This window comes from Nostoc sp. DedQUE04 (assembly GCF_034530995.1).
Taxonomy (GTDB): Bacteria; Cyanobacteriota; Cyanobacteriia; order Cyanobacteriales; family Nostocaceae; genus Nostoc.
On the sequence record NZ_JAVRCA010000015.1, the window covers coordinates 1 to 21,802 of the forward strand.

Annotated in this window: 22 protein-coding genes; 11 read left to right on the plus strand and 11 right to left on the minus strand. The window is 40.2% G+C overall.

What is annotated here, in order from left to right:
* Positions 1–1,424: 1,424 nt before the first annotated feature.
* Together RM049_RS12975 and RM049_RS12980 are read left to right on the plus strand one after the other, a co-directional pair.
* A complete protein-coding gene (locus RM049_RS12975; RefSeq protein ID WP_322704447.1) occupies positions 1,425–2,123 on the plus strand; it encodes a hypothetical protein in 699 nt (232 codons plus the stop codon).
* A gap of 134 nt (positions 2,124–2,257) precedes the next feature.
* Positions 2,258–3,577 (plus strand): hypothetical protein, encoded by a 1,320-nt coding sequence (locus RM049_RS12980; RefSeq protein ID WP_322704448.1) that lies wholly within the window; start codon positions 2,258–2,260, stop codon positions 3,575–3,577.
* Positions 3,578–3,851: 274 nt separating this feature from the next.
* On the opposite strand, the gene RM049_RS12985 is transcribed toward RM049_RS12980, so the two are convergent.
* The 5 genes from RM049_RS12985 to RM049_RS13005 all read right to left on the minus strand — a co-directional run bounded on the left by RM049_RS12985 (position 3,852) and on the right by RM049_RS13005 (position 9,469).
* On the minus strand, positions 3,852–4,649 hold the full coding sequence (locus tag RM049_RS12985) for a superoxide dismutase (RefSeq protein ID WP_322704449.1): 798 nt from the start codon (positions 4,647–4,649) through the stop codon (positions 3,852–3,854).
* 329 nt (positions 4,650–4,978) lie between these two features.
* A complete protein-coding gene (locus tag RM049_RS12990; protein ID WP_322704450.1) occupies positions 4,979–5,551 on the minus strand; it encodes a 3'-5' exonuclease in 573 nt (190 codons plus the stop codon).
* A gap of 178 nt (positions 5,552–5,729) precedes the next feature.
* Positions 5,730–6,164: a hypothetical protein gene (locus RM049_RS12995; RefSeq protein WP_322704526.1), complete on the minus strand. Its 435-nt coding sequence runs from the start codon at positions 6,162–6,164 to the stop codon at positions 5,730–5,732.
* Positions 6,165–6,289: 125 nt separating this feature from the next.
* Complete coding sequence (locus RM049_RS13000) at positions 6,290–7,552, minus strand: sensor histidine kinase (RefSeq protein WP_322704451.1); 1,263 nt, start codon at positions 7,550–7,552, stop codon at positions 6,290–6,292.
* Between the two features lie 30 nt (positions 7,553–7,582).
* The gene (locus tag RM049_RS13005) at positions 7,583–9,469 is read right to left on the minus strand and encodes an ATP-binding protein (RefSeq protein WP_322704452.1); all 1,887 of its coding nucleotides are present in this window, start codon (positions 9,467–9,469) and stop codon (positions 7,583–7,585) included.
* 279 nt (positions 9,470–9,748) lie between these two features.
* Here RM049_RS13005 and petN point away from each other — a divergent pair, with 279 nt between their 5' ends.
* The 3 genes from petN (at position 9,749) to RM049_RS13020 (ending at position 13,312) form a co-directional block, all read left to right on the plus strand.
* Positions 9,749–9,838, plus strand: coding sequence for a cytochrome b6-f complex subunit PetN (gene petN, locus RM049_RS13010; RefSeq protein ID WP_017322509.1), 90 nt, complete (start codon positions 9,749–9,751; stop codon positions 9,836–9,838).
* A 7-nt stretch (positions 9,839–9,845) separates the two neighbouring features.
* On the plus strand, positions 9,846–10,007 hold the full coding sequence (locus RM049_RS13015; RefSeq protein WP_322670936.1) for a hypothetical protein: 162 nt from the start codon (positions 9,846–9,848) through the stop codon (positions 10,005–10,007).
* A gap of 152 nt (positions 10,008–10,159) precedes the next feature.
* Positions 10,160–13,312, plus strand: a complete 3,153-nt coding sequence (locus tag RM049_RS13020) for a GAF domain-containing protein (protein WP_322704453.1) — start codon at positions 10,160–10,162, stop codon at positions 13,310–13,312.
* Positions 13,313–13,349: 37 nt separating this feature from the next.
* Here RM049_RS13020 and RM049_RS13025 read toward each other — a convergent pair whose 3' ends face one another.
* Together RM049_RS13025 and RM049_RS13030 are read right to left on the minus strand one after the other, a co-directional pair.
* On the minus strand, positions 13,350–13,487 hold the full coding sequence (locus tag RM049_RS13025) for a hypothetical protein (RefSeq protein ID WP_322682999.1): 138 nt from the start codon (positions 13,485–13,487) through the stop codon (positions 13,350–13,352).
* A gap of 3 nt (positions 13,488–13,490) precedes the next feature.
* Positions 13,491–14,390, minus strand: coding sequence for a DUF4351 domain-containing protein (locus tag RM049_RS13030; protein ID WP_322704454.1), 900 nt, complete (start codon positions 14,388–14,390; stop codon positions 13,491–13,493).
* Between RM049_RS13030 and RM049_RS13035 the strand changes: the two genes are divergently transcribed.
* On the plus strand, positions 14,379–14,549 hold the full coding sequence (locus RM049_RS13035; RefSeq protein ID WP_322704455.1) for a hypothetical protein: 171 nt from the start codon (positions 14,379–14,381) through the stop codon (positions 14,547–14,549). The two genes, RM049_RS13030 and RM049_RS13035, sit on opposite strands and share 12 nt — an antisense overlap.
* 48 nt (positions 14,550–14,597) lie before the next feature.
* Here the strand turns inward: RM049_RS13035 and RM049_RS13040 are convergent, their stop codons facing one another.
* Positions 14,598–15,437 (minus strand): hypothetical protein, encoded by an 840-nt coding sequence (locus RM049_RS13040; RefSeq protein WP_322704456.1) that lies wholly within the window; start codon positions 15,435–15,437, stop codon positions 14,598–14,600.
* A 183-nt stretch (positions 15,438–15,620) separates the two neighbouring features.
* Between RM049_RS13040 and RM049_RS13045 the strand changes: the two genes are divergently transcribed.
* Positions 15,621–16,253, plus strand: coding sequence for an alpha-ketoglutarate-dependent dioxygenase AlkB (locus RM049_RS13045; protein WP_322704457.1), 633 nt, complete (start codon positions 15,621–15,623; stop codon positions 16,251–16,253).
* Between the two features lie 135 nt (positions 16,254–16,388).
* Here RM049_RS13045 and RM049_RS13050 read toward each other — a convergent pair whose 3' ends face one another.
* The 3 genes from RM049_RS13050 to RM049_RS13060 form a co-directional block, all read right to left on the minus strand.
* Positions 16,389–17,795, minus strand: coding sequence for an NAD(P)(+) transhydrogenase (Re/Si-specific) subunit beta (locus RM049_RS13050; protein WP_322704458.1), 1,407 nt, complete (start codon positions 17,793–17,795; stop codon positions 16,389–16,391).
* Positions 17,792–18,085, minus strand: coding sequence for an NAD(P) transhydrogenase subunit alpha (locus tag RM049_RS13055; protein ID WP_109009004.1), 294 nt, complete (start codon positions 18,083–18,085; stop codon positions 17,792–17,794). The genes RM049_RS13050 and RM049_RS13055 overlap by 4 nt, the downstream gene beginning before the upstream one ends.
* A gap of 126 nt (positions 18,086–18,211) precedes the next feature.
* The gene (locus tag RM049_RS13060) at positions 18,212–19,387 is read right to left on the minus strand and encodes a Re/Si-specific NAD(P)(+) transhydrogenase subunit alpha (RefSeq protein WP_322683004.1); all 1,176 of its coding nucleotides are present in this window, start codon (positions 19,385–19,387) and stop codon (positions 18,212–18,214) included.
* 816 nt (positions 19,388–20,203) lie between these two features.
* Here RM049_RS13060 and RM049_RS13065 point away from each other — a divergent pair.
* The 4 genes from RM049_RS13065 (at position 20,204) to RM049_RS13080 (ending at position 21,785) form a co-directional block, all read left to right on the plus strand.
* Positions 20,204–20,716, plus strand: coding sequence for a DUF2808 domain-containing protein (locus RM049_RS13065; RefSeq protein WP_322670945.1), 513 nt, complete (start codon positions 20,204–20,206; stop codon positions 20,714–20,716).
* A gap of 106 nt (positions 20,717–20,822) precedes the next feature.
* Entirely contained in the window at positions 20,823–20,957 is a 135-nt protein-coding gene (rpmH, locus tag RM049_RS13070; protein ID WP_099102484.1) for a 50S ribosomal protein L34, read from the plus strand.
* 26 nt (positions 20,958–20,983) lie between these two features.
* Positions 20,984–21,406: a ribonuclease P protein component gene (gene rnpA, locus RM049_RS13075; protein ID WP_322704459.1), complete on the plus strand. Its 423-nt coding sequence runs from the start codon at positions 20,984–20,986 to the stop codon at positions 21,404–21,406.
* On the plus strand, positions 21,393–21,785 hold the full coding sequence (locus tag RM049_RS13080) for a PH domain-containing protein (RefSeq protein WP_322688581.1): 393 nt from the start codon (positions 21,393–21,395) through the stop codon (positions 21,783–21,785). The genes rnpA and RM049_RS13080 overlap by 14 nt, the downstream gene beginning before the upstream one ends.
* The last annotated feature ends 17 nt before the right edge of the window (positions 21,786–21,802 follow it).

Below are 21,802 nucleotides of genomic sequence, written 5' to 3' on the forward strand. Positions count from 1 at the left end.
ACTATTTTTCTCACTGCTGCTACTGTACCAGTTAGTCGCGCAAAGTGCTGTAATGTTGAGGCTATGATTTTATTTTAGATGCCCTATCTGTCGCAAACATTTTTTGAATTGGTATTAGAAAAGTCGTAAATATCTGCTTTACAGGCTTATAAGGTCTGTGGCAACAACACCAACAGCGTGCTAAATCGCAAATTTTATACTTGCGATCTAACTTAACTTTGTTTGATGCATAGGCGTAGACCATCATAGACATCGCCTAGTAGTTCGCCAAGTGAACTTAGCGGGGTAAAGGGTAAGGGGGAAAGGGAAAAGGTTTTATAATCCCTTACCATGAGTCCCTTTCCCGAATGGCACGAAGACTCATGTGAAATATCGTCAGGGCAGGGTGTTGGGGGTAGGGTGTTGGGTGTAGTGTTAATAAAAATTGAATTTTAGTGCGCCAGACAAAACCAAGTTGTTCGTAATTCCCTACACCCCACACCCCACACCCTACACCCCAAAACCAGTAATACCAAGGGTTAACGCTTATCTTAGTGACATTCGTCCCTTTCCCCTTTCTCCAAACCTCACAAGCGCATTTTTAGGTTGACAGACTACTAGTAGGGTAATTAAACAGTTGGGTTAGCGATCGCAATTTATTCTTTATACGTGTTTTACTTAGGCAAAGGCTATATTTAATACTTAGCAGCATCGGTTTCCACACTGTTGTTATTTAATAATTTAATACTAGTAGTGTGTAATATAGATTAAGCTTGCCTCTCACCTATTTGCTATGAAATTTAATGAAGAGGTAGTTACGATTCATAGTGTACAACTTTGACAACTGTCCACAATACTGTTGCATGTCTCAAGCTCATGGTAATATTATTTTACTGTCAGGGAGATATTATTTATACATCAATTTGTAACCATGCTGAAAGAGCTAGTTAGGTGCGCTACCTCTAAAAAACAAAAAATTATTCAACCTACCCAGGAAATCAACAAAAGCGCTAACGTGCAAAGCACAGAGCTTTTTAAACTCTGCTTATATAAGGTACTAAAGAGCTAACTAAAGCTCTTTTTTAGGAATCATCAAAGCCAGCGAGAAAGGCATAAAACCTTCTTAAGATGGCAAAAAATTAGACAAGAGTAAATAGAAAAGTTTTGACGTAATGTCAACAGTTTTTTGTATATGTAAAAATATCAAAAAGCCTAATTTATCTTGCCAATAAGACATTAACATTGTGTGTTTTATTTAGATATTGATTCTCTTTGTGCTTAGTTACCTATATATAAAAGTCCTATTTGATTAGTGAAAACTTAAGCTACCCTCGATCAAATCAGGCAAACACTTAAATTTAACAAATAGTTTAGGACTGCTAGATCGATCTCGATCTAGTAAAAATTCGATTATTCACAAAGTCAGTAAGAGTAACAGGAAAAACATGAATATCATAGTTCGTTTGTTTGGAGCGATCGTTCTGCAATTATCTGCGTTGGCTGCAATGTCTAGCATGGCAATGTCTGATGACAAGCCCTTTCGCATCAATACGCAACAGACACCTGCTGTTTATCCACGAAAAACAACACAGCCCTTTCGCGTCAATACCCAGCAGACACCTGCTGTTTATCCACTAAAAACAACACAGAGGATTTGCTCTTTAGATCCCACTGAAGATTTATTACCTCCACCACAAACTAAGACAAGTAATTCTTTGCTTTCTTACCTTGCTGAACAGGGTTTTACACAAAATAAAGAGGGTTCTTGGGTCTGTTATGCGAACGATCCTAAAAAAGAAGGACGTTACTTTACTTTATTTAAGGTCAAACAAGTTAATAGCAGGCTCATAGCAAGTTCTTTCCTAGATGAAGGCAGTCTAATTCAAGGTCAGGAAAATCGTAGCTTAGACTTCTTTATGATGCTGATTGAGCATCATACGAATACTACTCAAGACAACCGTCAAGGTATACGTAGATATCTACAAGCCTTCGTTTCCTTAGTCAAAGAAGGGAAGATTAAACCAACGCGTCGTGGGTATCTTTTCGACCAACCAAACCGAGCATTGGTCTTATATCACACACTCTCATCAGGAAATCTCAAAGGTACAGGCATCACAATCAACATTGATTTACCTAAGAGTTGAATTGGGGAGCAGGAAGTAGGAGAGGCAGGGGAGGCAGGGGAGAATAATAATTTTTGACCAATGACAAATGACAAATGACAAATGACCAATGACCAATCCCTAATTAAATTGCTGTTGTCTAGTGGAGGTGCATCTTGCCTAAATCAATTGTTCAAAGAATTGCGATGCCGAAGGTAGTTCGCTTTGCAGCGATCGCATTTTCATCTGTTGCAGTAGTACTCACTACGTGTCAGTCTGCTTTTGCACAACTAAATGTTGGACGCTATGGCATCCAACAAGGATTGGAGTCTGAGTATCTCCAGTACCAAATCAATAACCAGAATTTGAGCCGGATGCGAGTCATTCCTGGATGTGATGTGGGATTTGGTCTGACCTGTAATAAGACTGGATCGGTAATCCAACGATTAGTAGAGTTAAACAATGGGACTAGTTATCAAAACCTTCTGATCCGAGCAGCCGGTGGGGAAAAAAACTTCCAGAATTTCGCTAGCTTCTATGGCAATAATCCTAATCTCTCTGCGGTGCCTTATGCCTCCTTTTGGAGAAACGCATCCCCCGCAATCATGGATGGATCTCAATACCTTCTTGGACAACCTTTTGGTCGCAATCCAGTAGAAGGACTCGGACTTGTAACCAAGCAGTTCTACTGGGCACCATACTCAGGAGTCAATGATTCTGTTAGCCTCCGTAATGGATTACTAGACCTGAAATTGTCATACGGACGACTGCTGTTTGAAGAGGCCTCAAAAATTTCCAATATTCAAGAGCAGATTCAGTCTCTAGGTCTGTCGCCAGAGATGACAAATTTTTATTTAGATAAAATCTCTACAGGCTTGGATGCGTTGAGTTCTGGTAATCAGAATCAACTCCAACAGAAGATTTTTGAAGTCCTATCCTTTCCATACTCCGAAGATGGTGGGGAACTCGGACGCCCTAATAATGCGATTCCAGCGGAATTTAATCAGCTCTTAGGAGAAGATATCGCAGGAGATACTTTGCTGAGTGAAAATCCACTACCGTTGGACGGAGAAACAATAGCTTTTGATGCTTTCCCTGGCTCTACGGGAGATGTCTTAGTACCAGAGAGTTCTGGTTCCTTTCCACTTTGGCCAATAATTGGCGTTGGGGGTCTTGGTTTAATTCTGCTTCTACTACTGAGTGGCGATAGTTCTTCAGCTCAACCATCTGTTTCTTCATCTCAACCACCTGTACCTGTTTCTCCAGAAAATACACCTTTGTCTCTCACCAACAAAGGCGAATGCGATCTGACTCCTAGTGGTAATAGTTCCGATCGCACACAGATCGTTGAGATTCCGTGTAATGTTACTCCTCAAACCCCCACGGAAGTGAAGAAGGTAGTGGAGCCATCAACGATCAAAGCGCTTGTATTGATAATTGTTCTACTATGGATAGTCCGTAACAAACACCGAACTTTAAAAATCCGTCATTCGTAATTGTTACATAAAGGGATACATGGCACTAAGAAAAGCCCAAAGGCTTATGTAGCATCGTTTCGCCTCGTTCCCAGTCCTCAGACTGGGAATGTATTGCCAGAGGCTCTGCCTCTGGTCAAGCCACTGGAGGCGGAGCCTCTCAGAACTCGTTCCCAGCCTTCAGGCTGGGAACGAGGATACAAGTAACAAAGAAGCTACAAACCAGACTGGATAATGTGCATAGCGTATAAAACCTGATGAAAATGGCGTAGTTTATCAGCCCTTTGCGTAGCGTTTAGTTCGGAGAGCGTCCCGTAGAGAAGGAAAGGTATCGCCTGTTAATCTGCGGCCAATTCACCACATTCCACCAATTATCCAAATACTCAGCCCGACGGTTGCGATATTTAAGGTAATAAGCATGTTCCCATAGATCGTTACCCATAATCGGATATGAACCCTCCATAATCGGGTTATCTTGATTTGCTGTGGTAACAATCTGGAGTTGTTTTTGAGGATTACGTACTAACCAAACCCAACCACTACCGAAACGAGCTGCACCCGCTGCGTTAAACTGTTTTTTAAAGCCATCAAAACTGCCAAAAGTTTGGTTAATTTCTTGAGCGATCGCGCCTGATGGTTGTCCTCCACCTTGGGGACTCATCAGTTGCCAAAAAATCGTGTGATTGAGATGACCACCAGCGTTATTACGTACCTTTGTCCGAATATCTTCAGGTACGCTGTTCAAATTCACTAGTAAACCTTCAACACTTCTTTTTTGCAAATCTGGATACTGCTTTAATGCATCATTTAAGTTTTTGACGTAGCTAGCATGATGTGCATCATGATGCAATTTCATCGTTTCAGCATCAATCGCTTTTCCGAGTGCCCCATAAGCATAAGGCAATGGTGCTAGTTGTGCGGGAGAAGTACTTAATGACCTATTAGGATAAGCTACAGTGGCAAACGGTCTAGTAGGTGTTGGTGTAGAAGTTTGGGCCTCAGCTATTGGTACTGGTTCGTGATAAATTAGCAGAATTGTCAACACAATTGTTGTGAAGAAAAAAACTATTTTTTTTCGCCAAAATCCGATCATAAATTGTAGCCTCAAAATCAATATTATTGGCTTATAACCCGATCTTAGAGTGTTATTTTGCAGTTATATTAAGCCAAATATTATATATATTACCTTAGTTGTCAGTTAATTAAAGCAAAAATAAATCTAGCTAAAATTTTATTTTTTAAACTTATCATTCAAACCTTGTAAAGAATAAATCTCTTGGATTAAGAATAAGAATTATTCATACAACTCCTAACTTTATTATGTATGGGAGTCCCATTTGCCTGTACGAACATCTTGTTTACAGCATAATAGCTAGATTTTATCCACTATTTGAACTAGGCAACACCACTACAAATTTTCTATTATTTATTCAGCTGATTTTTTTTGTTTTTCATCTGTCTGTAAATAGCTGCAATGTTGCGGGCATCATCAATGCCACGATGATGTGTACCTTTTAATTCTATCCCCAACTCATTGAGAGCTTGTGCCATGCCAAATTTTTTAGATACGCCAAGATATTCCGAAAATTCCTCTTTGATATTTATATGTTCTGAAGTAAAAGGATAAGGAAAATTATGAAACGCACAATCTTGAATAAATTGCTTTTTGTCATAATTACCCCAAGAACAAAAAATATAGTCAGGAAATAAATTAATCCATTCTTTGAAGCGAGAAATTGCTTCTAAAAATTTTGGCGCTTCGTCAACATCTTGCTGGCGAATACTAGTCAATTCTGTGCAAAAATTTGTCAGTTGCGGATGTCTCACAGGTTGGATGAATTGCTGAAACTCCGAATCAATTTCCCACGTTGTTCGGTTGAGCATCACTGCACCGATTTCAATGATTTCCATTTGGTGACGTGGAATAGTTTTACTGTTACAGCATGTAGCTTCCAAATCAACTATCAGATAATAGTGAGATATTCTAGTATTCATATTAGATTGAGAATAATATTAGTAACTTTTTATACTTATATTTTAAAATTATAAATTTTGTAGTAATTACATACATTATACTACAAAAACGTAATGTTTACAGTAGCTTTGCTTTTTTCATTTATTTGAACCACAACCTTCTGTATAGGCTTACAGGTAGCTGTAAAATTACAGAAATTTAGATTGATAAAAAAGGTTTAACCCAACGGAGTTGAATAGCGATATCAAGAGCGATCGCAGCCAGCGCAAACCATAACAAACTTTCTGCCGCCAATACCAAAAAAGGCCAAATTGTGCTGTGGGAATTCCATCCAAGTTCTATCTGAGTTAATCCGCGCACCAAGCCAAAGGCTAACATGCCACCAGCTTTGAGTTGAGGATTTCGATCGCAGCGGATGATATAGCGGTAGGTGACACCAAATAGGAAACCAGTAAAAGTTGCGATCGCACCACTCACCACCAAGTGCCAGTTAACATCACTTTGCAGACATACAAGTGTCTGAAAATACTTTGCCAGTATGAAAGTATTCAACAGACTAGCGATCGCAAAAGCCAAACACACAGAGAATCCCCCAACTATTCCAGCCTTGAGGGATTCTATGCGTTCTGCCATTAATTGAGGATCTAAAATTGAGTTCACTCTATATAGAAGTTAAGGATTAGGTATTAGGGAAATGTTTCCTTACTCTCCAGTATGATAAATGCTTGAGCAGCTTTGTCATTAATTAAATACCGCTCTCAAGTGGGAATTTTGATGATAAATTCGGTTCCCATACCAGGTTGAGAATTCACTTCTAATATACCTTCGTGTTTTTCTACAATAATTTGGTATGCGATCGACAAGCCAAGTCCAGTACCTTTGCCAACAGTTTTTGTCGTAAACAACGGCTCAAACAAGCGTTTTTTCAGCCGTTCAGGAATACCAATCCCATTGTCAGCAATCCGAATTATAACCAATTGTTGAGAATCTATTTCTGTGGTAATTTTAATCTGAGGAATTATATTGCTGATTTTGCCTTCCATTATAGCTTCATCAAGGGCATCAATTGCATTCGCGAGAATGTTCATAAACACTTGATTCATCTGCCCTAGATAACACTTAACCTGTGGTAATTCTCCATAAGTTTTAATCACTTCAATGCGGGGACGATCGCTATTAGCATGGAGGCGGTGTTGCAAAATCATTAGAGTACTATCTATTCCTTGATGTAAATCAGCAGATATTTTGGCATCGCTATCCGAACGACAGAAACTGCGGAGTGAACTAGAAAGGTTGCGAATTCGTTCGCTTCCTACGTGGAGTGAGTTCAAGATTTTTCCCATATCTTCGAGAACAAAGTTTAGATCCAAGTTCTCAATAGTTTTGGTAATTTTGGCTGTTGGATTTGGATACTCTTGTTCATATAGTAGAAGCAACTCGGTTACTGCTGTAATATATTCTTGCAAGGGTGGAATATTGCTGGAAATAAAGTTGATCGGGTTATTGATTTCATGACCAATACCAGCGATTAGCTCTCCGAGTGTTGATAGTTTCTCTTGCTGTACTAATTGGACTTGGGCTTTTTGCAAAGCCCTGGTGCGATCGCTAACTTGTTGTTCCAAAGATTCAGTCAATTGTTTGAGTTGTAAATGTACGCGTACTCTTGCAATCACTTCTTCTTGTGCAAATGGTTTCGGGATATAGTCAACTGCGCCAAGGGAAAATCCCTTCGTTTTGCTCTCTGTATCCGCTAAGGCAGTAGTGAAAATAATTGGAATGTTTTGGGTAACAGGATTGGCTTTGAGGCGGCGACAAGTTTCAAATCCATCAATACCAGGCATTTGTACATCCAGCAAAATCAACTCTGGTTGATTGCGTTCGACTTGAGCGATCGCACTTTCTCCATCGACTGCAACCCGAAAACGAAAACCCTCACTATTAAGCGCTTCACACAGGAGAGATAAATTTGTGGGATTATCATCCACAATCAAAATAAATCCGGTATCTGAGGTTTTAAGCATGATTAATTAACAATTGAAATTTAACTCAAATTAATTGATATATTCTTGAATAAAAGTTTCCAAACGTTTGAGTTGGAAATTACTAGCAAGCTGGACGATTTGCTGGACAAAAATGCTTAAACGCTCGTCAGATTTAGAAAGTTGCTCGGTCAGTTCCAAAACTTTTTGAATATCACCGTCTTTTGTCAGTTCGAGTAAATCTTGCAAAACCTCTTTGGCAGGATAAATCATCTCATTTGGTCGATCCAAAGCATCTATATTGGTTTTTTTTATTTCATCTACCTTCACGTCAAAAATCCATTCCAGTTGCAAAAACTGTCGTAGCATTTCCAGCAGCGTTTCAGCTTCTACAGGCTTTGGTAGAAATGCATTTGCACCTACATCAATACTCTTGTACTGGTCGGCTGCAAACACACTGGCTGAGGAAGCGATGACAGCAATCTCTTTAAATTGCTCAGATTTACGTAAACGATCGATCAACTCAAATCCATTCAATATAGGCATCACTAAGTCAGTAATAATCAAGTCTGGTTTGTGGGCTAGAGCCTTTTCCCATCCTTCCTGACCCTGACTAGCTTCTACAACAGTAAACCCAACTGGTTCTAGTAAATTTACAATTACCGATCGATTTTCCCATTTGTCATCCGCAATCAAAATGGTGCGGCTTTGTCCTTGATAACCAATAATAGTTCCTTGCTCGACCACTCTAGAAACCTTTGCCCAGTCTTTAGATTCTGGAAATTCTGCCTCAAACCAGAAAGTACTACCTTTGCCAAATTCACTTTGTACCTGAATCTGACCACCCATCAACAAAACAATGTTTTGGCTGATTGCTAATCCCAAACCTGTACCTTCAGATTGTCGTTTTTGATTTCCTACTTGTTCAAAGGGTTGGAAGATTTTCTGCGCTTGTTCAGGGATTATTCCAGCACCAGTATCTATTACCTCAAAACGAATTTTGTAGTTAGTTTTTCCATTGGTGTTTGATTGTTTAGCAATGACCTTAACTTTGAAGGTGACACTACCTTCATTAGTAAATTTAATCGCATTACTAAGCAAGTTAATCAGTACTTGCCGCAAGCGTTTTTCATCAGTATGAATGCCCGTTGGTAAATTAGGATCGAGTTGGACGTGAAATGCAATCACCTTTTGTTCTGCGCGGATGCGAGAAATTTCAGTCACGCTATCTATAAAGGCAGGTAAGTAGAAATCAACAGGATACAATTCTAGTTTCCGGGCTTCTATTTTAGAGAGATCCAGAACATCATTAATTAGGGTTAAAAGATGAGAACCACATTGATAAATGATGCTGACTCCTTTACGTCCTTTCTCACTCAAAGATTCTGTGCGTTGAAGAATTTGTGTATAGCCCAAAATACCGTTAAGAGGTGTGCGTAGTTCATGACTCATATTGGCGAGAAATTCACTCTTAGCTTGGCTGGAGTTTTGAGCAACTTCTTCTGCAAGGCGTAATTCTTTTTCGATGCGCTTGCGCTCGACAATTTCAGTTGAAAGCGCTCGATTGATAACTTCTAACTGGGTTGGACTAGGTAGTGTTAGAGCTTGAGGCATGAGATAAAATAACGCAAATGCCGTATATATCGAAATAATGGCAGTTAGAGCTTTTAAACTACCTGCAACCCAATAATTTGGATGCCAAAGCGTCCAAATATCCATTAAGTGCCCAGTACCGCAAGCAATGATAAAAGCACCAAATAACAAAAAGACGCCATTAAAAGGAAGGTCTTTACGCTTAGAAATAAAGTAAATCAGTAGGAAGGGAATAGAATAATAGGCTAGAGCGATCGTGGCATCAGAAATAATGTGCAGCCAGACTAATCCAGTTTGCCAAAGATAACAATGTCCATGAGGTATAAAACCGTTGGAGTGGAAAGGATAGTTGAAAAATGTCGGCATGATATTAGGGGTTGCTGGATTGGAAATATATACCCATAGCCCTAGTATTCCCAAAAGTATCAAGTCAGAAAGCGCGATCGCTACTTTTTTACATTCGTGTTTATCGTTGCTTTAAGTACTAACGTATCAAGAAAAGTTGGTGTCTTTTTTATGTAAACGTACTCTGTCGTAAAGATCACACGCAAAAGTTACAATCTGATTGATAAAAAAATCTCAGCCTGCCCAATCCCTGTATGATAAGTATTAGAAACCTTTTGTAATTATTTGAAAAGTGGGACTATGGAGATTTTGACACTAGGTTGGGTAGCGTTGTTAGTTGTGTTTACTTGGTCAATTGCAATGGTAGTGTGGGGACGTAACGGACTATAGAGGCATTGTGGAAAGTCCATTCTTGAGTATTTTGGTTTTATTTGCTGTAGTGCTGCTCGTAGTAGTCACTGGTGGTATTGGTTATTTAACCCTGGCGGATTGGCGCGATCGCCGTCGCCGAGATGAAGAAAAACGCACCACCCGCAGCGCCACTCCCAAGCGGCGATAGTTTTCTGGTAATTGAAAATCTTTTTGTAGGGACGCGATTGTATCGCGTCCCTACATTGTTTTTATGACATTCCCAGGAAATAACTGTTACCTTTGCGATCGCAACGGGAATCATGAAATAGAAGACTTTCAATATTTAAAGTCCCACTGGGAATGGAAAACTCCTCTACTACTCAATCCATACAACCAAATTCAGAACGGCAAGAATCTCATTCAGATGTAACATGCTCCTTGCGTCAGAATGAGCAACAAAAAGCCTTATCTGGAGTTATTGCCCGTATTCGGGAGTCTCTAGACATAGAAACTATTTTCAAAATTACAGTCACTCAAGTCCGCCAACTTCTGAAAAGCGATCGGGTTGGCGTGTTTCGTTTTTATCCTGATTTGGCATGGGAAGGAGAATTTATCTATGAAGATGTGGCAGCCGAATGGAATTCGGCATTAGCAGCCAAACTGCGCGACCACTGCTTTAGTGAGGAGTTCGCAGGACTTTATCAGCAAGGTCGAATTAGAGCAATAACTGATATTTATCAAGTAAATGCCAGTGATTGCTATATCCAGATTCTAGAAAAATTCCAAGTACGTGCCAGTATAATTGCCCCCTTGATCAAAGGTAAAGATTTATGGGGATTGTTGTGTATTCATCAGTGTGGTAGTCCTCGACAATGGGAAGCATCAGAAATTGAGTTTGTGCAATTAATTGCCGAACATCTAGGAGTTGCTTTACAGCAAGCAGATTTCTTAGAACAAGTCAAACTACAATCAACAGAACTAGCACAAGCAAAAGCTAGAGAAAAAGCGGCTCAATGGCAGAAAACTATAGCTATCACCATTGAGAAAATTCGCCAGTCCTTAGATTTGGAAATCATTTTCCACACAACCACCGCAGAACTTAGGCAGCTACTAAATGCCGATCGCGTCGCTATTTATCGGTTCAATCCCGATTGGAGTGGTGAATTCGTGTTTGAATCAGTGGCAGAGGGTTGGGTTTCCCTGATAGATCAACAGTCGCAACGCCCGGAATTGAAAGATAACGTCAGCGAATGTAGCGCCAAAGATTTAGCTAAACCTCCAGTCGCTGATACCTATTTACAAGATACAGAGGGTGGGAACTTCACTCAGTGTGAAGTGTACCGAATTTGTAATGATATTTACAATTCAGGCTTTAGTGACTGCTACATTAAAATTTTAGAGATATATCAAGCAAAAGCTTATGCGATCGTTGCTATTTACCACGGTCAAAAGCTCTGGGGCTTGCTAGCAGCATACCAAAATGCTGGAACCCGTGATTGGCAAAAAGATGAGGTTTACTTGCTTACTCAAGTGGGTACTCAACTAGGTGTGGCTTTGCAGCAAGCGGAATTTATCCAACAAATGCAGATTCAAGCAGCAGATATCAGCAAAGCTGCTGAAAGGCAAAGAGCGTTAGCGCACACAGTAGAAAAAATTCGTCAGTCTCTTGAAATTGAAGCCATATTTAAAACCACTACTCAAGAAGTTCGTCGGTTATTAGAAGTGGAACGAGTCGCAATTTATCGCTTCTATCCTGATTGGAGTGGGGAATTTGTGGCTGATTCCATCGTTGATGGCTGGACACCAATGGTTAAGCCGCAGCCTGTGACAGAACGCGTTCTTGTGCAAGGAAAACAAGCGGGTAAGTATGCACGTAATGAAGTTTTTGTACCAATTTCTCAGGGTGAAAAGCTGTGGGGATTGCTAGTAGCTTATCAAAACTCCCAGCCCCGTTATTGGCAAGATGAAGAAATCAACTTGCTAGCCCAAGTTGGCGTTCAATTGGGGGTAGCATTACAGCAAGCTGAATCCTTGACACAGATGCAGGTGCAAGCCCAAAAACTGGCTCAAGCCGCCGAACGAGAACGGAAAGCAGCCGAAAGACAAAAGGCCTTAGCTGCAACAGTGGAGAAAATCCGCCACTCTCTTGATATTGACACCATTTTTGCGACCAGTACAGAAGAAGTCCGACGGTTATTGGAAGTTGACCGAGTGACAATCTATCGATTCGGGACTGATTGGAGTGGGAAATTTGTTGCTGAGTCTTTAGCCGAAGGTTGGACATCAGTAAAGGAAATTGTACCTGCAATGTCTACGACAGGCTACGCCTATGCAAGTAATTACTTGCAAGAAACCCAAGGCGGGGATTTTGCTAATGGTAAAACTCTTGTTATTAAGGATGTTTACAGCACCGATGATTCTTCTATTCCTTATATTGCGCTGATTGAACTCATGGAGGCTAGGGCATATATGATTGTGCCGATTTTTCAGGGTGAGAAACTTTGGGGATTGCTAGCAGCTTATCAAAATATCAAACCCCGTGATTGGCAAGAAGATGAAGTAGATTTGTTGATGCAAATTGGTACTCAGTTAGGCGTAGGGCTTCAGCAAGCGGAATTACTAGAACAAACTCAATGTCAAAAAGAAGAACTGACCCAGACTCTGAAAGAATTACAGGACACTCAGAGCCAGTTAATTCAAAGTGAAAAAATGGCAGGTTTGGGGCAGTTAGTTGCTGGTGTAGCACATGAAATTAATAACCCGATTAGTTTCATTTATGGGAATATCACTTATGTTACCGAACATACCGAAAATTTATTTAAATTACTGCGCCTTTATCAGAAACAGTATCCTAAGACAACAGAAGAAATTAAAAAGCAAGTAGCAGCATTAGATTTAGATTTCATTAATGATGACTTGCCCAAAATTCTGGCTTCAATGAAGATGGGTGCAGAGCGGATCTCTCAATTAGTCTTGTCGTTACGAAGTTTTTCTCGGCTTGACGAATCAGGAATGAAGCCCGTTGACCTTCATGAAGGTATCGACAGTACTTTACTAATTTTACAACATCGCCTGCAACCACAAACTAATTCTTTTGCTATTGAGGTAGTTAAGCAATATGGTGAATTGCCTCCAGTAGTCTGCTATGCAGCCCAGATGAATCAGGTGTTTATGAATATTCTCAACAACGCGATTGATGCACTGGAAAACTCAGCAATTAGTGGCAAAAAAATTGACAATCCTAAAATTTGGATACGTACAGAAGTTATAGAAGAGAATATTGTTCTGATTTGGATTGCTGACAATGGTTGTGGGATTCCAGAGATTGTGCGATCGCGCATTTTTGAACCTTTCTTTACTACCAAACAACCTGGACAAGGTACTGGTTTGGGGTTATCTATTAGTTACCAAATTATTGTGGAAAAACACGGCGGTAATATCAAATGTGTTTCTGAATCTGCTAATGGCTGTGAGTTCTGGATACAAATTCCGATGAAAAGGACAATTAGTTAGGAAAAAATAGGCGATGCATTCTCTATGAGAGGCTACGTCAGAGGACACACAGGAAGGAGAAAAAAGGCGATCGCACGCTGAAGATTTTACAGGCGATCGCTCTTTTTAAAGAACCACTCCAGGCGCAGAGGACAGAGAGGAAGGAGAAAGCGATCGCTCCCCTTGTGGAATACATATCTTATTGCTGCTGTTGCAACCAAGCCACTAAATCAGCTTCAGTGGAAAAATCTAGTAACGCTTCCGCTAAATCCTCTAACTGAGTTAACGATAACCCGCGCAGCCGCTCTTGTAATTCAGCAGTAATTACACCAATTCGCTTTGTTAATTGACGCTCGATTATTTTCAACTCTCCTTGTTGTATCCCTTCCTCCATCCAACTAGTGACGATTTGCATAACTACCTTCTGTTGAGTTGGTTCAAATTGAGCAATTTCAGTCTGGAAAATTTCTTCTTCTTGGGCATTTAGTCGCAGATAAGTATCAATAAATCCCGAAATCAATTGTATTCGCGCTGGATCTAGCTGCAAGGTAGCTAGCAGGCGCAGACACTCAGATTTTACTCTGGGACGGTCTTTTGGCGCTATGTTCATTTTAGCCATGAGCGCACTAGCTACGGGATTTTGCTGTTGCAGATATTCTCGCCAATTCAGACGATTTAACTGGATGACATCATAGTTGAACTGCAAGACAATTTTATGAGGAAATGCTACTTGATGAAAATTTGTTTCAGCTTTTTTGGGGCTATCGTAAGAAAACAAAGCGATAGGATACACTGGCAAGGCGTATTTTTCATATAATCTAGCGAAGTAGCGATACATCCGCAAATCAAAAGCTTCTTGATAATAAGCTTGATGTTCTAGATGTACTAGGAAAAACGATTCTTGCTCTCTAAATCGCGCTTTTACTACTAAGTCAGTTTCATATTTTTCTCCAGCAGTAACATCGGTAAATACCTCTTTGTCAATGAAAGAGATCGTATCCCGTTCCAGATAAGCTGTTATCTCTGGGAAAAATAACTCGATGAACTCCCAAAAGAAGGTTGTTAACAGTTCTTTGAATAGGCGATCGTGGTCTATCATGTCAAATTTATATCATGTTTTGATGGGCGCTCGCCTACGCATTGTGGAGATTGGCGATCGCTCTTTTTAACAAACCACAGAGACGCAGAGAACACAGAGGAAGGAGAGAGCGATCGCACGCTGAAGATTTTGCAGGCGATCGCTTTTTTAACTAACTAGAGAGATGCAGATAAATGAGTGAAGTTAATTAATTGTAGCCTTAGTTTACTACTCTTTACGTCCAACACGATAAGCAACATCAGCAGTTATTTTGGGATTACCAATATTTTGAAACTTTTCAAAATATATTTCTAAGTCATTTTTATCTTCATGATGAGGTAAAGAGATTTTACCTGTTTTATTGTTGATAATATTAATACTATTGTCTTTAGTCAGTTTATCAAACCAACCGTAAAAATTGGGGTTATTATTATCAACAAATAAGAATAATGCTCCAGGTTTAGCTTGACTAAACAAGTTAGCAAAATATTCATTTGCTAGACTTTGCAATGTATATACCTCAGACATGAAATAAATCATTGTAAAAAGGTCTGATTGAAAATACTTATTATGTACCTGCCAATCATCTGGCTTAGTTACATCTAATGGTAAATAAGAAGTTGATATGCGAAAAATAGGATCAATTTTATCATCTACATCATACCAAGACTCTGCCCATGTTTTCTCTTTGTCACAAAGTTGAAATTTAACTGTAGGTGATTTTTTATTAGTCATCAGATACTTCAATATTCCTAAAAAGTCACTTCCCGGGCCTCCTCCAATACAAGCTACATTGACTTTTAAATTGTTAAATAATTTACCTAAATTATCATCTTGTTCCATAAGAGTACAGACCAAGTTAGCATGAGATGTTACATAGGTATAAATATAGGCAAATCTAGTAATAGAATCACTATAAGTAATATTGTTTTCAGTTAATAAACTCGTATATTCTTTCCGCAAATATTTTATTGCTTCTTTAATATCATTATCTTTGTTTATGTCATCTCCAGGTATTTGACTGTAAGCTTCATCTAGAACAGATTTAATAATTTGAAAACAATTCATAAGAATACTCAATATCATGAAGTTATCAAAACTACTATATAATATTTTTTGGTAAAATTTAAGACTCAGCAACCATTTTAAGATTGTTTTAATTTTTATACCAATCTTAGCTTAATTTCAGAATGAATCCATACAGTATTTTTGTACTATACTTTTAATAGTAGGTTATATTGAAATTATTTCATGTTTAATCAACTATCGATTTGGGAAGAGGAAAATGATAAGAGTAAGCATCAGAGTGAAAAGTTACCTATGCAAAATGCTGAAGTAATCTATTACCAAAATTTCTTTGATGGGAACGAGAGTAACCAATTATTTGTTGAATTATATGAAACTACTTCTTGGAATCAAGAAGATACAATACTCTTTGGTAAACAAGTTAAGCTACCAAGGCTTACAGCTTGGTATGGAGATACCGATAAATCTTATTCTTACTCTAAAATCACAATGCAACCTTTTTTATGGACTCCTGTATTAATTAATATTAAATCTAAAATTGAATCTTTCTCTAAAATTAAATTCAATAGTGTGTTACTCAATCTATATCGTGATGGTAAAGATAGCGTAGCTTGGCATAGTGATGATGAACCAGAACTTGGAGAAAACCCTATAATTGCTTCTGTAAGTTTCGGAGCTAATCGTCGTTTTACGTTTAGACATAAAATACAAAAAGAATTAAACTACGAAATTCAACTTACTCATGGAAGTTTACTAATGATGAAAGGAACTACACAGCACTTTTGGCAACATCAAATACCTAAAACAAATAAACTTACACAACCAAGAATAAATCTTACTTTCAGACAAATTAAATAACTGTTTTTTATATAAAAATAGGATAAATTAATCGGGATAAAATACACAAAAAAACTTGCCTTAGAAGCATCACACCCGCAAGGCAAGCCAACTCTCTAAATTCTTCCTCCGCGCTCTCCGCGCCTTTGCGGTTCGTTAAAGTTGCTTCACTTCCGAAACCAACTTCGCCACCATATCCTTAGCGCTACCAAAAAGCATCGTCGTTTTATCCTTGTAGAACAACTCATTATCTACACCGGCAAAACCCGTACTCATCCCGCGCTTAATTACAATCGTCTGCTTCGCCCGATCTACTTCCAAAATCGGCATACCATAAATCGGGCTATTTTTATCACTCCGCGCCGCCGGATTTACTACATCATTTGCCCCAATTATTAAAGCTACATCCGCTTGTTCAAACTGGGGATTAATATCATCCATATCGTACAACTGGGTATAAGGCACATTTGCCTCTGCCAGCAACACATTCATGTGCCCCGGCATTCTCCCAGCAACGGGGTGAATGGCATACTTGACATCAACACCCATTTTTTCCAACTGATCTGACAATTCCCGGACGCTATGTTGCGCTTGGGCGACTGCCATACCATAACCAGGCACAATTACCACAGAACGGGCATAACCCAACATCATCGCCCCTTCTTCAGGATCGATACTGCGGACAGTTTGATCGATCACACCACCACTAGCAGCACCACCACCAGAACTAGAACCTGTACCAAAAGCGCTGAACAGCACACTAAATAAGGAGCGGTTCATCGCCTTACACATAATTTCGGTGAGGATTAAGCCAGATGCTCCTACCAAAGCACCAGCGATGATTAACATATTGTTCATCACCACGAATCCAGCAGCAGCAGCCGCCACACCTGACAAGGAGTTCAACAGCGAAATTACCACCGGCATATCGCCGCCACCAATGGGGATGACGAACATCACACCCAGCACTAAGGAAACAGCTACCACTCCCAAGAATATGGGTAAGCTATCTGGTGTAATGATTAAATAGACACTGCCTACCAAATAAGCACCCAGAAGCAACAGGTTAAATGGTTGCTGGAAAGGAAATGTAATCGGAGAACCACTAATTAAACCTTGCAATTTAGCAAAGGCTAAAAAACTACCTGTGAAGGTAACACCACCGATTAACACGTCCAACAGCATGGAAATGTTTACATCTAGGGGTACGGGTGCGCCAGAATCCAATAATCGCCAGAATTCGGCAACGGCGACTAATGCTGAAGCCGCACCGCCCAAACCGTTGAGTAAACCCACCATTTGGGGCATTTCCGTCATTTGGACTTTATAGGCAACGATCGCACCAATTCCCGATCCAATTGCCAAGCCCAACAATATCATCTCGTAGTTCAACACATGCTGATCGAGCATTGTCGCCACAATTGCCAGCAGCATCCCCACAGATGCAATCACATTACCGTTTCGCGCTGTAGCTGGTGAACCCAGCTTTTTCAAACCAAAAATGAATAAGGATGCAGCGACTAAATATGTCAGCTGAATGCCAGTTGGTAAAAAGTCGCTCACGCCTTAATCTCCTTCTTCTTGAACATTTGCAGCATTCTATCTGTGACTAGAAAGCCACCTACAACGTTGACTGTAGCTAGTACTACAGCGATTAAACCAAGAATTACTGACACACTTGTTTCTCTAGCACCTGAGGCCACTATTGCCCCAAGTACCGAAATGCCAGAAATGGCGTTTGAACCTGACATTAAAGGCGTGTGTAGAGTTGGTGGGATTTTATTGATGACTTCAAAGCCGATAAAAGATGCCAATACAAATACAAACAAAGCAGCAAGTAATGCCTCTGTCATGAAATCAAAACTCCTTGTGTAAATGGGAATTGGGCGATTCAATTTTGGATTTTGGATTTTAAATTTTGGATTAAATTTCAATCTAAAATCTAAAATCTAAAATCTAAAATTCTTACTTCCCAGTCCCTAATTAACCGCCGGTTGCTGAGTATTCGATGCTTGTAGTGCATCCCGCACTCGTTGATTGCGAATTTCACCTGCATGGGTAACGCAAGCTGCATCAACGATGTCGTCGCCAAAGTCCACCTGCAAAGCTTTCTCTTTGTTAATTAGCAGTTGAATCAACGATGTTACGTTCTTGGCATACAATTGGCTGGCGTGAATTGGCATTGATGATGGGAGATTGATGGGGCCAATAATTGTTACGCCGTTCCATACAATATCTTTGCCAGGTTCTGTGCAGGCGCAGTTACCACCTTGTTCAGCAGCCAAATCCACAATTACTGAACCTGGTTTCATTTGTGCCACCATTTCTTCTGTAACTAGCCGTGGTGCTTGTCTCCCAGGTACTTGGGCTGTAGTAATCACTACATCAGAATTCTTAATGTGTTCGGCGACAACTTCTTGAGTACGTTGTTTGCTAGCCTCAGAAATTTCTTTGGCGTAACCGCCAGCAGCGACGGTTTCTTCGTCTAATTTGACTTCAACGAATTTTGCCCCTAAGCTTTGCACTTCTTCTTTGACGGCGGGACGAATATCAAAGGCTTCTACCACTGCTCCCAAACGTCTAGCGGTGGCGATCGCTTGCAATCCGGCTACACCAGCGCCCATAATAAATACTTTCGCTGGAGCGATCGTGCCTGCGGCTGTGGTTAACATCGGAAAGTATTTCGGTAAGGCTGCGGCGGCAATTAATACTGCTTTGTAACCGGCTAATGAAGCTTGCGAGGACAAAGCATCCATACTTTGCGCCCTGGTGGTACGGGGGATCATCTCCATACTCAAAGCTGTGACTTTCCGATTTGCTAGTTGCTGCGCCACAACAGGATTTCCTAAGGGATTGAGGAAACTGACTAATACAGCCCCTTCCTTTAACAAATCAACTTCTGAGCGTCCATCTTCTCGTTCTTGCGGTGGACTTACTTTCAGCAGAATATCTGTTTCACCCCATAATTTGGCAGTATCGCTGATTATTGTGGCTCCTGCTGCTTCATAGTCAGGATCGCCAAAAAATGAGCGTTCTCCTGCACCCGCTTCTACCCAAACTTCCAAACCTTGTTTTACCAATCGGGCAACGGTGTCAGGAATTAATGCCACACGACGTTCACAAACTTCAATTTCTTTAGCAACTGCTATTCTCATGAAATCTCCTGAAGATAAATACCTAATCTCTGCCAAGTAAGCGATTGTCCAGATGATGGGTGTCCCGCACTCATAGTACTTAGGCAGGAACATCAGCCATGAATTTTACTTGTAGATTGAACCTTGAATCTTTCCTCTCCCACTCTTTGCTCTCTAGACAAAGCCTCATTTTTTTGTAAAGTTCTGAGCGGAGGTTCCCTCCAATCGGACTTTTTGCTTTGCCGCTCGCAGATGTCATATTTTCAGATAGTTGCAAACAGGGTTACGTATTGCACATCCTAAATTGATTCCCAAATTTTGCATCTTTATCTTTAGGTTGTTTTCGGGATTGAGAAATTTTGGTATTCCTTTCTTATAGAGTAATATTGACCGAATTTTGAAAGCTTGATAATTTCCCAATCAAATTTTAATGATTATAACTTCGATTCCAATCCAACTTATTTTAATCAATTTAGCCCAACTTAACTGGCGATCGCTGATGGCACACCTCAATTTTTATAACAAAATTCTCAAATTTAGATACACTTATACATATTTAGAAACACAATCCAACCCCCTACTGTGTTTATATCTAGTTCCAATTTGACCCAACTTAGCAATCAAATCATGGCTACATAAGGGTAATGAAGTAAATTTAATATACGTTTGTTTTAATACTAAGTAACTTTCCTGTTGCCTAAACATCAGACAGGATGGCACTTTTTTTGGAAATTAAACGTCCATTGTCGAGAAGCCAGTAGTAAAGTTTAGTAAAGAATACTAACACACAGTTATTTTTAGATCACAGATTTATATTTTCGTAAAGGAAGCCCGATTATGCGACGTTTACTTTCTGCTTTAGCCGTGACTAGCTTTTTGGTTACTGGATTACCAGCCTTAACTTGGGCGCAAAGCTTACCTGGATTTACGCTGTTTAGCGGCGTCAAACAAGAAAATCAGCTACCCTTCCGATTAGATTTTGGCGGACAAGCTAATGGTTGGGATCGATACATACTAAAGATTCCAGCTAAAAGAATGAAATTGGCAGTTGGTCAATTTGCCATTACCTACCCTGATTATTACAAAGGAACTTTTGACCAGAAAAAAATTGAAGTCCGAGTCAAGGGCAAAGCAGTTCCGCTTTCTGAGGTGAAATGGGACAAAGAAGGTAAACTGATCAATATTTTTCCTCAAGATCCAGTACCAGCAGGTAGCCCAGTCGAAGTGGTGTTATCTAACGTGAAAAACCCATCCTTCGGTGGAGTTTACTATTTTAACTGTCAAGTGCTTTCCCCTGGCGATGTACCACTACTGCGCTATATGGGAACATGGATTTTGAGTATTACTTAAGAATAGGGAGTAGGGATATAACCAATCGATGATTCCCAATTCCCTAACAAAGTGATACAATTAGAGATTGTGAGTTTTTATAAAAATCACTTAAGAGGAGAAGAGTATGAAAAGAACACTGGGCGGTACTAGCCGTAAGAGAAAAAGAACCTCTGGTTTTCGCGCCAGGATGCGGACACCAGACGGCAGAAACGTGATTAGCGCCAGAAGAAAAAAGGGCCGTCACCGTCTGAGTGTTTAGGACAGATCGAGCGATAAAGAGCATCTGTGGCTTTGCCCAAAACAAATCGGCTAAAATCCCGCAAGGATTTCCAGGCAGTTTTCCGAGAAGGAATTCGGCGTCATGGCTCTTATTTAACATTGAGAGCCTTAAAGCCCTTATATTCAACGAAACCTTCTTTGGACACTGCCACCCAGACTACACAAGCAACTGACTCAAACCTCCTTGCCAGCACGCGGATTGGTATTTCGATTAGCACAAAAGTCAGCAAAAGGGCAGTGGTTCGCAACCGAATCAAACGGCAAATTACTGCTGCTTTATACAACTTGCTGCCAAAATTATCACCAGGATGGCGGCTAGTATTCATTGTCAAACCCACAGCAGCAGAATCTAAGTGCGTAAGCCCACAATTTCTGCAAGAATTAGAGCAGTTGTTGGCACAAGCTGAGGTGTTCGATGGGAATTCGTGAAGATGTTTATTATGAAGGTGGCCCCCATGTTGGGGATTTAATTGTCAACCTGCTGATTGGGCTAACCATTGTCGGGCTACCATTAGCAGTCGGGGCAATTGTCAGGGCATTGTGGCTGCGTTTCCGCATCACCGATCGCCGAATTACTGTTACCGGAGGTTGGCAGGGACGCGATCGCACTGATGTAATTTACTCAGAAATTGTCAAAATCGTCAAAGTTCCCCGTGGCATTGGCTTCTGGGGAGATATGGCAATCACCCTAAAAAACGGTAGTCGTCTCGAATTGCGTGCAATTCCCAAGTTTCGGGAAGTCTATGACTACATTAACGAAAGAATTGCTGCGAAAAATCCCGAATTTAGCGCTCCTGCTAACAAGTGATGAGCAGGGGAGCAAGG